General features: G+C 35.6%; 14 protein-coding genes and 1 other annotated feature. Of the genes, 4 read left to right on the forward strand and 10 right to left on the reverse strand.

Features of this window, described 5'->3' with window-relative positions; genetic code table 11:
• Window positions 1-66: 66 nt before the first annotated feature.
• The 5 genes from AB1471_RS13895 to AB1471_RS13915 form a co-directional block, all read right to left on the reverse strand.
• On the reverse strand, window positions 67-600 hold the full coding sequence (locus tag AB1471_RS13895) for a GNAT family N-acetyltransferase (protein ID WP_367780371.1): 534 nt from the start codon (window positions 598-600) through the stop codon (window positions 67-69).
• Between the two features lie 284 nt (window positions 601-884).
• Window positions 885-1,814, reverse strand: coding sequence for an aminoglycoside phosphotransferase family protein (locus AB1471_RS13900; RefSeq protein WP_367780372.1), 930 nt, complete (start codon window positions 1,812-1,814; stop codon window positions 885-887).
• 117 nt (window positions 1,815-1,931) lie between these two features.
• Window positions 1,932-3,263 carry a DUF4179 domain-containing protein gene (locus tag AB1471_RS13905; protein WP_367780373.1) on the reverse strand — a complete coding sequence of 444 codons (1,332 nt, stop codon included), beginning with the start codon at window positions 3,261-3,263 and terminating at the stop codon, window positions 1,932-1,934.
• On the reverse strand, window positions 3,256-3,783 hold the full coding sequence (locus AB1471_RS13910) for a sigma-70 family RNA polymerase sigma factor (RefSeq protein ID WP_367780374.1): 528 nt from the start codon (window positions 3,781-3,783) through the stop codon (window positions 3,256-3,258). The genes AB1471_RS13905 and AB1471_RS13910 overlap by 8 nt, the downstream gene beginning before the upstream one ends.
• A 309-nt stretch (window positions 3,784-4,092) precedes the next feature.
• Entirely contained in the window at window positions 4,093-5,037 is a 945-nt protein-coding gene (locus AB1471_RS13915; protein WP_367780375.1) for a patatin-like phospholipase family protein, read from the reverse strand.
• 251 nt (window positions 5,038-5,288) lie between these two features.
• Between AB1471_RS13915 and AB1471_RS13920 the strand changes: the two genes are divergently transcribed.
• The gene (locus AB1471_RS13920; protein WP_367780376.1) at window positions 5,289-5,855 is read left to right on the forward strand and encodes a bifunctional transcriptional activator/DNA repair enzyme AdaA; all 567 of its coding nucleotides are present in this window, start codon (window positions 5,289-5,291) and stop codon (window positions 5,853-5,855) included.
• A 144-nt stretch (window positions 5,856-5,999) separates the two neighbouring features.
• Window positions 6,000-6,626 (forward strand): flavin reductase family protein, encoded by a 627-nt coding sequence (locus AB1471_RS13925; RefSeq protein ID WP_367780377.1) that lies wholly within the window; start codon window positions 6,000-6,002, stop codon window positions 6,624-6,626.
• Window positions 6,627-6,857: 231 nt separating this feature from the next.
• Here AB1471_RS13925 and AB1471_RS13930 read toward each other — a convergent pair whose 3' ends face one another.
• The 4 genes from AB1471_RS13930 to AB1471_RS13945 all read right to left on the reverse strand — a co-directional run bounded on the left by AB1471_RS13930 (window position 6,858) and on the right by AB1471_RS13945 (window position 11,602).
• Window positions 6,858-7,934: a hypothetical protein gene (locus AB1471_RS13930; protein WP_367780378.1), complete on the reverse strand. Its 1,077-nt coding sequence runs from the start codon at window positions 7,932-7,934 to the stop codon at window positions 6,858-6,860.
• A gap of 238 nt (window positions 7,935-8,172) precedes the next feature.
• Entirely contained in the window at window positions 8,173-9,189 is a 1,017-nt protein-coding gene (locus AB1471_RS13935) for a hypothetical protein (protein WP_367780379.1), read from the reverse strand.
• Window positions 9,190-9,588: 399 nt separating this feature from the next.
• The gene (gene brnQ, locus AB1471_RS13940) at window positions 9,589-10,902 is read right to left on the reverse strand and encodes a branched-chain amino acid transport system II carrier protein (protein ID WP_367780380.1); all 1,314 of its coding nucleotides are present in this window, start codon (window positions 10,900-10,902) and stop codon (window positions 9,589-9,591) included.
• Between the two features lie 151 nt (window positions 10,903-11,053).
• Window positions 11,054-11,306 (reverse strand) — a binding site (T-box leader).
• A gap of 62 nt (window positions 11,307-11,368) precedes the next feature.
• On the reverse strand, window positions 11,369-11,602 hold the full coding sequence (locus AB1471_RS13945) for a TnsA endonuclease N-terminal domain-containing protein (protein WP_367780381.1): 234 nt from the start codon (window positions 11,600-11,602) through the stop codon (window positions 11,369-11,371).
• A 487-nt stretch (window positions 11,603-12,089) separates the two neighbouring features.
• Here AB1471_RS13945 and AB1471_RS13950 point away from each other — a divergent pair, with 487 nt between their 5' ends.
• The gene (locus AB1471_RS13950) at window positions 12,090-13,184 is read left to right on the forward strand and encodes an endonuclease/exonuclease/phosphatase family protein (RefSeq protein WP_367780385.1); all 1,095 of its coding nucleotides are present in this window, start codon (window positions 12,090-12,092) and stop codon (window positions 13,182-13,184) included.
• Between the two features lie 47 nt (window positions 13,185-13,231).
• Window positions 13,232-14,266 carry a low-specificity L-threonine aldolase gene (gene ltaE, locus AB1471_RS13955; RefSeq protein WP_367780382.1) on the forward strand — a complete coding sequence of 345 codons (1,035 nt, stop codon included), beginning with the start codon at window positions 13,232-13,234 and terminating at the stop codon, window positions 14,264-14,266.
• Between the two features lie 385 nt (window positions 14,267-14,651).
• Here the strand turns inward: ltaE and AB1471_RS13960 are convergent, their stop codons facing one another.
• Entirely contained in the window at window positions 14,652-15,188 is a 537-nt protein-coding gene (locus AB1471_RS13960) for a GNAT family N-acetyltransferase (RefSeq protein ID WP_367780383.1), read from the reverse strand.
• Window positions 15,189-15,549: the final 361 nt, after the last annotated feature.

The raw sequence follows: 15,549 nt of genomic DNA on the forward strand, positions 1-15,549 counted from the left end.
CCATTCTTGAGTATTCATGATGTACTGGTACTCGAGTATAGCCACCATAATTTAAGTAGACGTAAATCAATTTTTGTACTCAATCAACCAACAATCCTGATATTCTCCTTCGTGAAGCTCACGTTTAGGAAGAATTTTAACTTTTTCAAAACCACACTTCTCATAACATCTTATTGCCCTCGTATTTCTTATTTGAGGGTCCATAACTACCCTGTCTGCTTTTTTATGTTCAACTAAGTAGTTAACAATAAGAGTAACAAGCAACGTTCCAATCCCTTTATTCCAATGTTCTACTTCCCCTATGAATTGGTCTATTCCAAATATGTTTTCGTTCTCTGAATAGTCATAAGCTTTATATTCAGCTTCTGTTATTTTGTAACATTGTATATAGCCTATTGGTTCATTTTTATATTCTAAGATGAAAGGTTTGACGTAATGCTTCCCTTCCACTCTTGGACTATATTTTGAGATCACTTCATCTAAGCTCAAAGGAGAATCTCCATAGAACTCCAAAATCCTTGAATCATTCAACCACTTCACCATTAGAGTATAATCATCGGGTTTCATACTTCTTAATAAAAGCTCATCACTTTTTATCATTATTTTCGACCCCTCCGAAAAATGCCAACTTAAATAACTATATTCCGTATCCAACTACCCTACCCGTTACCTGATTATTTCAAATCCCCATAATTTGCATACGGAGTTATTCATTCATCCATCCAGATAACCATATCCAAAGGGGAAAAAGAGCCCGTTTTGAAAAAGGTTGATCAAAACAAGTTCTCAAACAGTTATATCTCGTTAAGCAATAACCTCCTCTTTATAAAATAAGTTTGCTCATTTTAACGAATTTCCCATAAGGTAAAAATTGAAGATCGAAATCATTCTTGTATTTTCTCTGATTTGTAATCATATACGATTATATTAATAACATTATATGATTCTTCTGCTATTGCTTTGTTAGAATTTTTATACCCATTGTATGTTATTAAAGCCTTCCATAGAGCCCATCCTCTTGCTCTGTTCCAAGTTTCTTCTTTCATATTTAATACATTCTTGAATATCTTTCTACTATTTTTATCAAAAAATGTCCATGCCATTGTAGCATCACAAGCAGGATCTCCTACACCCAATATTCCGAAATCAATGACTGCACAAAGCCTTCCATCTTTAACTAGTATATTTCCTGGTGCTATATCACCATGAACCCAAACAGGTTCTGAATCCCATTTAGAATCTAATGCCAGTTCCCAAATTTCTTTCAATAAGTGTTCATTAAAAGTATCTTTATTATTCTCAATTGCATCTCTAGACTCTTCATCGTATACAGCTATAGATCCACCTCTATAAAAATTATGCTTCCCAGCTAAAGGACCCCCACTAGCATCAATAGATTGTAATTCAATTAAAAATGTTCCCAAGTCTCTTGCAAATTGATGAAGATCATTAAGATTCTTTTGAGACAATGTCTCACCCTCTAACCACTTATTGATAGACCAAGGCCATGGATATTCTTCACTAGGATTACCTTTAGCCAATGGTGTAGAAATTGGTAAAGAAAGTTCTTTGTTTAATATTGGTAGCCATATTTGTTCTTTCTCCACTTGGGGAACATAGGATGCTGCACTTGGTAACCTTACACTCATATGTTCACCTAAATGAAAAGTTCTATTATCATTCCCACTAAATTTTACAGGTCTGATCTCTAAATCAGACCATTCGGGAAATTGTCCATTTATTAACCTTACAACTAAATCGACGTTAATATTATTGAGGCTTTCAACGTTAGATGTTCTTCTTCTTTTCACCATAAAAACACCCCTTTAGAAAATCATATCCAAAGGGGTGTAACGATTCAACTTTTTTAAAACGGTGCGTCTTTATTTCAAAACTAATAAATAGAGGAATTGAAATAAAACTTCCCACTTCTATTTTAGTGGTATCTTTATCTCCAGGTCTTTTAATACTTCAAGATTTAGCATTTTTACAGTCACTACTTTTAATGGTTCATCTTTGTTTATAGGCTGGAACTCTTGAACATAGGTGTTTTGTTTGATTCGTTCCGGATATCCTTTTAAGTCCAATGAATCACTTGTTAAATTATTCCCCGCCTTATCTTCAAGCCATACATTGTTATAGCTGAAATGATCATCGTAAGGAAAATCACTTTCCACTTCGAAGTATAACAGCGTCTTATCCTCTTCGTACTCCACATCTGTTACAATAATTTTCTCCATTTCATCTTTAGCCAGGGTAATTGGCAATTGATCTATTTGTAAAGGTTGTTCAACCCTTGAATGTTCGTCACCAATTATAGTTACAAGGAAGGGACTGACCGTTAAAAACTCCGTACTTTCTTCCAAAGGAGAAAATCGATATTCCATATGCATAACAAGTTTATCTCCTTCATCACCACCCGAACCAGATCCGGACACTTGGGTAAGTGATTCCCCTTGAGCATTTAGCAAATTAAATGCAAGACCATCATTCATTATTGGATCTTCGTCAATAGGCGAAATTAGATCGACTGATAGTTTAATTCCTGCCGGTCCAAGCTTAACTGTTTTCACCGTCATCTTTGTATCGTTATAAACGACTGTTTGGTTGGATTCTATCGTTTCTACTTCTTCCTCAGACTTGGTAACCGGAATATCAAAATTCCACTCTCCTTGTACATTGCCTATTTGTTTTAATTCTATGCTTAAATCAAATGAATCTGGTAACTCTTCTGTAGTCTTTATATCAAGTACACCTGCAAATTGATTATCAGATACAAATTGTCCTGTCCGACCATCACCAAAATTAATTTCCTTACCATCAACTTTTAGCGTTAGTTCTCCTAGCTCACCATACGTGCTAGGAAATTCTTGTATATAACTGATCGACAAACGGGTCCCATCGAAAAAGATATCCTCTATCGTTAAGCTTATATTCTGATCAGTATCCGTTTGAGCTATCTTTTCTGATAATCCCTTTTCACTAGCGATTTCAAGCCCTCTATCCCCTACAAATTCAAAAACAGAATTCAAAATTGGAATAGGTGATAATACTTTTGCCATGGCTGGAGAAACAAAGGCAGAACCAATTAACACACAAGTTGCTAAAAATGCTGCCCCTATTAAAGGGTACAATTTTCTTCTTGGTTTCTTATGCTTCGTTTTCGCTCTCTTTATAGCAACATCTATTGTTTTATTAAGTTTTTCATGAGGTACATCAATGTTTTCAATCGCTTCTTTTATATCGGGATTTTGATTATTCATTTATACACTCCTCCTTTAACTTGACTTTCAATTGGTTAATGGATCGATGTAAATTGGTTTTAACCGTTCCTTCAGGGCATTCCAAAAGTTCAGCTATTTGTTTTACCGATAGATCTTTATAATATCTAAGAACAACGACTGTCTTATATTTCTCATCTAACTGATCAATTGCTTGAAGTAAGTCTAATTTATCTGCTGAATCTATTCGTTGCGAAGATTCAATTTTCTCCAATGAATCTTGTTCAATGGAAATCACTTTATTTTTTTTCTTAATATCATCCAATGCAGTATTGATTAAAATTCTGGTTAGCCATGTTGAAAAGTAAGATGCTTCTTTTACATTCTTAATTGAAATGTAAGCTTTATAAATGGTTTCTTGAACAATGTCCAAAGCATCGCTTTCATTTCTCATATACATGAATGCCATTCGATAAAGTTTTTCTTTTTCCTTATGAATAAGCTTCAAGAATGCTTTCTCATCCCCTTTTTGAGCTTTTTTCACCAAATTTAAATGGAACATATTCGCACCCCTTTCTCTAAGTCATTGGTTAGACAGACATCAACGCTATTTCGTTTCAATAATATTTTAATTAAAAAAATGCACTTAACGTGCGATCACAAATGTATGATTGCGATTTAATTCCAACCATTGATTTCATTTCATTTTATCTTAGTGAAAGAAGGCAAAACGCAAAAAATCCGCGCCATGTATATCGCGGATTGATTTCATGAGGTCTATGACTATGCTAAAAGCCAAATTCCCTATTTATTTCCATGCCAATCGTAAAATAGAGCTCAGTTTAATTCAATCTTCATCATCGGCACAACATTACCAATACTTCTGTAAAAACTTGACTGCTGAATCCAAGTTAGCCTGATCCGCAACTGCAAAAAAATCATTGAGATTATTTGAATAGGTAAATCCTATTGAAGCAGGTGCAGAAGGATTTAAGCGAAAAGATTTACCTCCAAGCAATTGGAAACTCTCGGTGGCTGCTCCCCCTTGTGTTCCTTCAAGGAAAGAATCGAATAATGGCATCGTAGGTTCTTTGGGCTGAATTGGATTAAGAATGGATCCCCAATTGGCAGGCAAATGCTCCCTATGTTTTGGGTAAAAATTTTTTGAACTTACCATTCCCCATCCCTTTGTACTTCTTTCAATACTATACTCAATGTTCCCTGTACCAATAGAGAATAAAAAAATGTTTTTTAACTTCTTTTTGGCTGTGCCCACTGCAAATGATACTGCCAATGTACTAGGATTGCTGGCAACAACCGCCCCATCTAAAAAGCCTTGATACGACTGAAAAAGGACAGGAGACGCATTACTCCTTAACACAACATCGCTGACAAGTTCATTCAAATGAGGTGATCCAGGAAAATTATGATAATAAACGGGTGTAAATGTAGATAAATCGAATGAGGGAATCATCACCTTCTTTTTCAGGTCTTTCAATTTAAGGTCTTGAAAAAAAGCTTGCGTCAGACTTTCAAGTCCTTCAAAGTCAACCGCTTGATTAAAAAAAAATGCTCCTCGCCTGATGTTGCCAAATGCCAATTCGACATTTCGCTTATTATTAAAGAAATTAAATACCTCTTCTACTGTCCTTCCGCTCGCTAATGCAGCAGCAATAAATGAACCAACTGAGGTACCGGCAAACAGATTGGTTTTTCTAACAAATCCTTTACAACTATTATCAAGCCGCTCTAGAAGCCTTGCACTTATAGCTCCTCGTAACGCACCTGCATCAAACGTCATAATCCTGTAAGCCATATTACTTACCACCCTCTTAAAAGTTATATGTCTTACGTAATCAATATGCTAAAGGAGGCACAAATTTTCTAATTATTTCATATGGATTCGGACAAGTAATAAATAGCTATTTTTTTATTCTATTTCGTATACCTCAACGCTGCCAATACTCACGTTAAATACTAATGCTTAATCGAGAGTCCCAGCCAACAAAGAGTCTATGGGATGGTGTTGATAGAAAGGTGTATAATTTATTAGGAGAGGTGAGCTACATGGTAGAAAAATTAAATAACCTTATTCCAGAGGATTATTGGAGAGCTATAGTTGAAAATGATTCTTCCTATGACGGTGTATTTTTTTATGCTGTCAAAAGTACAGGGATATTTTGTCGTCCTTCTTGTAAATCAAGAGTTCCTAACATCGAAAATGTCCTCATTTTTAAAAATTTAGATAAAATCCACACCACAAATTTTCGTCCTTGTAAGAGGTGTAAACCTCATAATTTGCTTTTACCAGAGGAAGAATGGATTCAACAAATAGTAGAGTGGATTATGCAAAATTATCATAAGCAACTCACTTTAGAAAAGTTAGCTCAGATTGGCCATGGGAGCCCTTATCATTTGCAACGGACATTTAAACGTCTGACAGGGATGAGTCCACTTGAATATATTCAACATGTACGAATGAATAAGGCTATTTATTACCTTTTGTATACAAATAAGTCCATTACAGACATAGGAATAGAAATAGGTATTTTTAATACGTCATATTTTAGTACACTATTTAAAAAAAAGACAAAACTTTCACCTGTAAATTATAGAGTAAAATACCAAAAATAGATCTTTAAAAGGAAAGATCTAATAATGTAGCAGGAAGAAAAATAAATATTATCGAATGAGAGAGCAAGAATTTGAAAGTATATACTTCGGCAACATTTTATAATGAGTTTGGTCATTATAAAAAATGTTTGAGGAAGTGATTATATGCATAAAACTATTGACCCGAAAATTCTTTATTTTGGGACTCCCGTGGTCCTTATTAGTACAATAAACGAAGATGGGACATACAATTTAGCACCAGTATCATCTGTATGGTGGATAAATCAATCCTGCATGCTTGGGATGAGTAGCAAATCTCAAACAGTCACTAATTTATTGAGGGAGGGTCAATGTGTTTTAAACCTCCCATCAGCAGAGCTTGTTGAAGCTGTAGATCGATTAGCGCTGTTAACTGGGAAAAGTCCAGTACCAGAATACAAAATAGACATGGGTTATCAATATGAGGGTAATAAATTTGGAAAAGCAGGACTAACTGCTATACCTTCGGACAATGTTCGTGCACCACTTGTAAAAGAATGTCCTATTCAATTAGAGTCTTTAGTCCAGAAGGATCATTCTTTTGAGTCACCAAGTGCTATCAAAGCATTTGAAATGAAAATTGTAACAACTCATATCGATGAATCAATATTAATGGATGGAGGGAAAAGTTATATAGACCCTGAGAAATGGAAACCGTTGATAATGAATTTTTGCGAGTTTTTTAGTCTAGGTCCCAAATTGTATCCATCGAAATTAGCAGAACCATTTACGTCTAAATTTTATAACAATTAGTTTTTAAGTGTAGTTTTCAACTATTCTTTTTATGAATTTGTACAATAAATGAAGCTATTTCAGATAGAGAGGATTTGGGTATGACAACTCTTAAATTCAGTATAATATCCAAAGGGGTAAAACGGGTAAACTTTCAAATCTACAGCTGCGGACGATTCTAACGCAGTTACGTATGATTCAGAATAAAAACGGTACAACCGTCCCTACAAAGGATAGCTGTACCGTTATCTATTAATTATGACCTAAATTCTCTGGCCACCAAACGACTCGGTTTGATTCAGGTTTCCAACGCCCTAATACATACCAAAGCGTATCGTCATCAGGGCTTTGATGTACGTTTAGCATTAAACCGTTCTGCAACTGAACCACATCATTGTCTCTCCCGTTAAATTCGGTAAACGTATTGGTTGTCCATTCAATTTTGTCACCGTTCACTTGTCCCATTCTATTCCAAGTTGGATGATGCCCTCTCGTACCTTCAAACATGGTTAAAATCAGACCATTATCAAGTTGTAAGGAAACAGGGTCACGTCCGTGGTCTTCGTAATTAGACGAATCAGTGAAATCAAATGAGTTACCGTTTTGTGTACCCGTACTGTACCAAAGACCATTATTCCATTGACTTTTATGAACTTCTAATACACTACCATTGTCAAGTGCAGTTATAGAAGGAGTTCTCCCTGCATCATATTTATTACCTAAACTATTCCATTCAATTTTACCATCTTTATATCGTCCTAAATTGTAGTAAAGGTTATTACTCATATCACTTCCATTTTCATGAACCTCTAGTACATCTCCATTGGCAAGGACGGTCATAGAAGGATCTTTTGCATGTTCATTGTAAAAATTACCTACACTATACCAATCAATCTCACCTGTTTTTTCATCGTATCTACCTAAATTGTAAAAGAGTTTTTGTTTCCAATAATGTCCTAGATGAATATCTATTATATGACCATTTGGAAGGGTAGATGCAGTAGGACTGAATCCTGTATCATATTCTTTTGGATACGACCAATACATCTTTCCATCGTTATACTCACCAAATTGATAATAAAGCTTAAGGTCATACTCTTTAATCGCTACAACAAGACCGTTATCCAATACAGTGATAGCAGGGCTATTTCCTCTTGAATACTCGGGATCAGGATTCACCAAAACATCCGATAATATTTCAAGTCCAAACTCTTTACCCAGTTTAAATGCTGATTTTTCTTCTGAAGCCGATACTTCATGTGGAACTAACATACTTACGAATAATAGTATTGCTAAAAATAGTTTAGTGAATAAAGAAAAAATTTTCATTTGTTACCTCCTTAATTTTTGTAGGACAAATAATAATTTTTGAATATTTCGAATGATTATAAACATCCTCTTAAGATTTACCAGCTAAGGACCTTGGAGCGTAAAGGGGTGAAGAATTAGGGGTTTCACTCCATTTACCACATTCAGAAGAATCAATCATTACTAACAGTTATGAATGAACTTAAAAGCGGTACAACCGTCACAATAATGTGATAGTCCTACCGTTTGTTTCATATTTTTAAAACCAAACCATTTTATCTCCTTCTTGACGACCAAGATTATACCACAGTGTTCCATTGCCATCTTCATGAACGTCAACGACTACACCATTGTACAGTACGGCTAAATCATTATTTTGCCCTTTACTATAATTACCACCTAGCGTATACCAATTAATTTCATCACCTTCTCTTTTACCTAATCGATACCAAGCGTCAGTGCTGTTTCCTGTATGGACTTCTAGTATATGACCACTAAGTAATACAGCTATAGAAGGTAAGTATCCATTATCATATTGAGTTTTAGGCGACCAACTTATAGAATAACTACCTATCGAACCTATCCTATAAAAAAGAGGAATATGCGAAGGTCTTCCGAATTCTTCAGCGACATTTATTATATCCCCATCGTGAAGTTGAGCTATAACTGTTTCTTGGATATTACCTCCATAACGATTACCTACATTAAACCAATTCATTGTGGAGTATGTTTCATCGTAACGACCGAAAGTGTAATAACCACCCCCGAACAATTGACCTTCATGGACTTCCATTACAACCCCGTTACTAAGTGTGATAAGGTCAGGTCTTCTTCCTGTATCATATTGTTTCCCTACCCTATACCAAATAATTTTACCGTCTTCATAACGTCCTAAGTTGTAAAAAAGTCTACCACTACCAGTGTCATGAACCTCTAGGATATGACCGTTGTCCAGTACCGTTACAGAAGGATTCTGTCCTGTGTCATATTCTTCAGGATAAGTCCAATATAATTGTTCATTTTTATATTCTCCTAATTGATAAGAAAGTTTCCCTTGATAATCTTTAATTGCTATCACAAGACCGTTATCAAGTACCGATATCGAAGGATTATTTCCTCTAGCGTAGTTACGATCAGGATTAACGTCAATATCTTCGATATTCAATATATCTAGTTCTACGTTTTCGGTTGAAGCTGATACCTGATTAGGTATAAATGCACTTAAGAATAAAAGAGTGGTTAAAACTAATTTAGTTAACAAAGAAAACGTTTTCATTTTTTGCCTCCTGATTTTTTAATTCTGATTCTTACTTGCAATAATCAATCTCTCCTATCGATCGCACTCCCCTCTATTTATCTCAAACACCTAATTCTTCAGACTACTATAAATATCCTTCTTTATAGGAGAAAAACATCCCCACAATAAAGACCGCTGAGGATATTTGGCTGCTAGTTTGGAAATTGGAATAAAGTTTGATGTAAAACGTCTGAAAACCCTTATTTTACAGCAAATGAAAAGCACCCGTTTTGAACAAAGATTGATCAAAATGGGTGCTTCTCTTTAAATTGTTACCTTAATTTTCATAAAAAAGTTTGATCAAAAGTATATCCAGAGGGGTAAAACGGTACAACTTTTTTGTAACTGACACAATTTCACCTTAGATCGACCGATATATCAGAATTTACTCCGATATACAACTTCCCCCCGTTTACTATCCAATATATAACCAATCACCGCCGCTAAAAGTGTAGGCAAAGTCCAGCCTAAACCATTTTCATATAGAGGAAGTAAATTTAAGGTGGAACTTATTCCATCAATACGGATATTAAATGTATCTAGCACTTCGTAAAAGGCAAATAATGTCGCGACTGAAACGGCGAAGACATACATTTTTTTGCTTTCTCCAAAGAAGTGCTGGAATAACGATAGGGTAACGAGCGCAATCGATATTGGGTAGATGAAAACAAGTAATGGTGTAGCAATTTGTAAAATCAGATCCAAACCAAGGTTTGTAAACAACATACCGACAACAATGAAAATGATTACGTATTTTTTATAAGAAAACTTCGGAAAAATCTCATTAAAAAAATGGGCACAAGCATTAATAAGTCCAACGCAAGTGGTTAAGCATGCAAGGATAACAATAGCCCCGAATAACAAATTCCCGCCATATCCAAATAACTGCTGAGAGGCTAGAACTAATATTTCGGCCCCATTTTCAAGTGGTTCGTCATGTGGTAGTACACGTCCGATCCAGCTGAGTGATAGATAGACAATGGTTAAGCCAACTGCTGCAATGAGTCCAGCAATGACTGTTCCTCGTATTAAATCTTTTTCCTTGGTCACCCCTTTATCTTTTATTCCATTGATAATGACGATCCCAAAGGCAAGGGCAGCGACAGCATCCATTGTGGAATACCCTTCCAAAAACCCTTTAAGAAAAGGATTGGCTTGGAACTTTTCTACGGCTATTGCATCTGTATAATTAAATGTCGAAAATGCACGAACAAATAATATCGCTAGCACGATGAGTAATGCAGGTGTAAGGAGCTGACCCACATGGTCAATAACCTTTTTAGGATTTATACTGAATAAGTAGGTCAAGCCGAAAAAAACGACTGAGAACAAGAATAAAGGTAGTCGACCTTCGACGCTAAACACTTGCATAAAACCTAACTCATATGCAACATTCGATGCACGCGGGATGCCATAAAAGGCACCAATAGACATATAAATAACAATGGCAAAAGCAAGACCAAAGACAGGGTGAACACGTTGCCCAATAGATAATAGTCCATTATTGGACAGCGAGACAGAAATAATTGTCAAAAAAGGCAAGAAGACTGCAGTTAAAATAAAACCAGATATCGCAGCAACAAAGTAGTTGCCGGATTCCATACCAAGATAAGGCGGGAAAATTAAATTACCTGCACCGAAAAATAAAGAAAAGAGCATAAATCCTGAAAATAACACATTTTTTTTACTCATCTATTACCCTCCTAATTTTTAGCGAAAACACCATCGACTTCAACAGTAGATAGTGAACCTAAAAGCTTAAAGCATCACTCCATCAAATAAGGCCTTTTTTATTTATGAACCGCCTCTCCTCTATTTTTTCGCATAAAAAAACTCGCCCCTAAATAGGGACGAGTTTGTGCTCGCGTTACCACCCATATTCCGCAAGTTTCATAAAAAAGAAACAATCCGGCTCTCAGTCAACGTACAATCATACGTGTTCCATTTTAACGGTGGAAATCCGTCAAAGCTTACCGATTTTCAGCTTTGCATCTCGGAGATGATTTTCGGATAAGATCTGTCCATCGGCTTCCACCAATTGCCGACTCTCTGGAGAACAGGGCTCTTTTCTTACTCTTTCTCGTCACTGATTTTTATTATCAATATATTAATAATAATCTAGCATGAATGGATAGGCACGTCAATACATTATTAGTGGTCAAGGTGTTTGTCCTTTTCTGGCAATATCTATTCGTTCATTTCCATTTTCAACTGTTAATATAAAATCAGTTGTCATCACAATATATTCACCTGTTTTCGGATGTTTTGGATGGTCTATTCCTAACTCATCTGCAATAATAATAGTTTCTTCTATAGGTAATAGTGGAAATTGTTCTCTTATATCTTTTATACAGTTGAAAAATTCAGAAATATAAAAGTAGTGCTTTTCCATATCCGACAAAAACTCATGCTGCCTCTTGGTTTTTATTTTTTTTAATCTCGTAGATCGCCCTAGTGACGAGACATCTTGAATTTTTAACCACGGTTTATATTCGGGGCCATTACCTATCCCATGCCCTTCCTTCATCCCCTTCTCAATTTCAGATGTTCTTTTCTTTTAGATATAACAACACCCCTTTAGACAACCATATCTAACGGAGGAAAACTTCGCATTTTTTTATAAACATCGCGACTTTATCTCAAACCACACCTTATGTTGGTTTGAAATAAAGTTTGATTTAAAACGTTAACGAATGAAAAACACCCGTTTTGAAAAAAGATTGATCAAAATGGGTGCTTCTCTTTAAATTGATCGCTTAATTTTTTAAAAATTTTGATAAAAAATAAATAAAACTATAGGTATCCTATATTCACATTGTTTATAATAAGTATATGTAAACGCTTTCTTAATGAAGGAGGATGTTATGAGAAAAATTTATTTGAAAAAAATAATTAAATTGGTTGTTTTTTTAGTAGGATTTGTAGGTCTTTCTCTTGCATTGTTTTTAGCGTACATGACCATTACGGCGGAAATCCCTGAAGATGTTATTAAGTTGGAAGTTGAAAATAACAGCCAAACGGTTTTGAAGCAGGGAGATGAAAATAACAACCAAACGGTTTTGAAGCAGGGAGATGAGTTTAGTACGACTATTTTTAATATTGGATATGGCGGATTGGATAAGGACCAAGACTTTTTTATGGATGGGGGAAAAGGTTCACGTTCAAGTAGTGAAGAGCAAACGTTGGACAATCTTGAAAATATGCAACATTTTTTACAAGAAACAGATTCTGATTTTATTCTTATACAAGAAATAGATGTTAAATCGAGTAGATCCTATCATACGAATCAGGTAGCTATGTTTAAAGAAGGTTTAAAAGATTATGGTTCAACCTTTGCGAATAACTATAATACTCAATGGGTACCCGTTCCGATTTTAAATCCAATGGGCTCTGTCAATAGTGGGTTGCTTTCTTTTTCTAAGTATCCGATAGAAGAGTCTACAAGATACCAGCTTCCTGGAAGAGAAAAATGGCCTGTTCAATTATTTGAATTAGATCGAGCCATTCTCGAAACCAAAATACCAGTTGATAATGGAAAATATTTAAGGATGGTGAACGTTCATTTATCCGCATACGATAAAGGTGGGAAAATAAGAGCTCAACAAGTCATTTTCTTAAAAGAATATATGAATGAACACTACAAAAATGGCGATTATGTCGTTTTGGGTGGTGATTGGAATCAGCTTCTATCTGATATTCAGTTGGAAGACCCGAATTTTATGGAGGAATGGCCTGATTGGCTCGTAGAATTGCCAGAGGATTTTACCGAGGGTGGATTTCAGTGGGCGGTCGATTCTACTGTTTGGACCGTTCGGGATAACATACAACCGTATGTGGCAGAAGAAAATTTTGTAACAATCATTGATGGATTTTTAGTGTCACCGAATATTGAAATAGTAGATGTAAAGGGATATGATTTAGGATTTGAACATAGTGATCATAACCCTGTTACTACGATATTAAAGTTAAAATAATCAGGTGTTGGTTTGGAATAAAGCTTGATTTAAAAGGAGGACAAATCGTGATAGACTTGCGCAGTGATACGGTGACAAAACCAAGTGAAAAGATGAGGAAAGCGATGTACGAGGCTGAAGTAGGGGATGATGTTTACGGTGAAGACCCAACAGTAAACAAGCTAGAAGAAATCGCTGCACAAACCCTTGGAAAGGAAGATGCCTTATTTGTAACAAGTGGCACTCAAGGAAATCAAATTGCCGGATTAGTACACTGTAAGCCTGGCCAAGAAGTAATAATGGAAGCCCAAGCGCACTTATTCGTTTCCGAAGCTGCAGCATTGTCTGCTTTTGCTGGTGTACAAATAAAGACCTTAGCTGGTGACCATGGTGCTATGAAACCAAGTGATGTAGAAGCGGCCATCCGAGGCGACGATATACACGAGCCTGAAACGGGTCTTATTTGCATAGAAAACACGCATAATAAAGCAGGCGGAGCTGTTATTCCCCCCGAAAATATGGAGTTAATCTATCAAATATCGAAAAGACATGATATTCCTGTTCACTTAGATGGTGCACGATTATTCAATGCTTCTGTAGCTTCTCAAATACCAGTTAAAGAATTTGCAAAGTATACAGATTCTGTTCAATTTTGCTTATCAAAAGGGTTGGGGGCACCTGTTGGTTCAATTATTGCAGGTTCCTCTGATTTCATTTTTAAAGCTCGAAAGTGGCGTAAACGCTTAGGTGGGGGGCTTAGGCAGGCAGGCGTCCTTGCTGCACCTGGTATTATTGCCCTCGAAGAAAATGTAAAGCATCTTGAGAAAGACCATGAATATGCAAAGCAACTTGCTGAAGGACTTCAGAATATAGAAGGAATAGTAATTAAAAATAAAGTGGAAACAAATATTATTTTAATCGACATCACCAAATCTAATAAAACCACGGAGGACTTCTTAAATCAATTAAAAGAACATGGTATATTAGCAGGCACGTTTGGTCCTAACATTATTAGATTTGTTACTAACAATGGCATTACGAAGAAAGACATCGACAAAGTAATATTAGCCTTCCAAAAGGTACTAAGCCCTTCTCTTATCTAATGTATTTTACATCTACTATTAAGTTCCTTTATGAAGAAACTAAAAGCCTAATTTCTCACATAGCACTCCGAGAAATTAGGCTTTTTTAAATGTGTATTTCCTTAACGTTGTATATCCGCATTTTCCTGACGCTACATTAAAACTTTCTGAAAACCCTTACAGCGAATGAAAAACACCCGTTTTGAACAAAGATTGATCAAAATGGGTGATTTTCTTTAAATTGATCGCTTAATTTTTATAAAAAGGTTTGATCAAAAGTATAATATCCAAAGGGATTACTGGGTCACTCTACTAGGAATAAGACAGTCTTTTTTTCTTGGGAAACTAATACAGCATCAACGTATGTATATAACGTCTCCCCTGTGCTCTAAAGCTTCTGATGAATTCAGTTAAGGTTGTCTCCTAAACACTTCTCCATGCGGATATCAGTCCACAATTTATCTTGCCAATAGGTGAAATCAGTAATACGGCCGATTTCCTTGTAGCCCAGTTTCTGATACAGCTTCTCCGCCTGTTTGTTAAATTCAAATACTCCTAATTCAATACGTTTAAGACCTTCCTTCTTAATTTGTTCCTCTAAATATTTTATCGCCACATAACCAATCCCTTTACCACGGCCTTCGGGCTCACCAATCGTAATCCCTATCCAGGCAGTTCCTGGCTCTTTTTTGTACAGGTGGCTCGGATCGACCATGAAGTTCATTTCACCGATTAACTGGTCATCCAGATATATCAGGTAGATGTGAACGTGTTCTAGCCGTTGAAATAAGTTTTCTATAGTAATGATTCTCTGACATTCCAATTCTGACTTGTTTTGATTAGGGCGAGTCAACGGGATCAAAGTAGGATCGTTTTCCCACCGATTAAACACGTCCACTAAGTTTTTATTAGGTTCAGTTAATTTGATGAAATAAGTATTCACGTACCGCACCTCTCCAATGATTAAGTAGAAATCTGATTTTCTATTAACTTTTTATAGTTTTAAGATATTGTTTGTCTCAAAATAGATTTTGAAGATATCATGGCTTATAATCCGCACCAATTCCTAAGCCTCGACCTTATTTAATCCACTTCTCAATTTCAGATGTTCTTTTTCTTTTAGACATAAAAAACCCCTTTAGACAATCATATCTAAAGGGGTATAGCTTCACAACTTTTTTCAAAACATCGCATCTTTTTTATAAACATCGCGACTTTCTCTCAAATCCACACCTTGCCACACGCCTTCAAAAAATAGACCACCAATTGTTATATAAGAAGATAAATATTTATCTACCACGATA

Origin of the sequence: Jeotgalibacillus marinus (genome assembly GCF_040801915.1) — a bacterium.
GTDB lineage: Bacteria > Bacillota > Bacilli > Bacillales > Jeotgalibacillaceae > Jeotgalibacillus > Jeotgalibacillus marinus.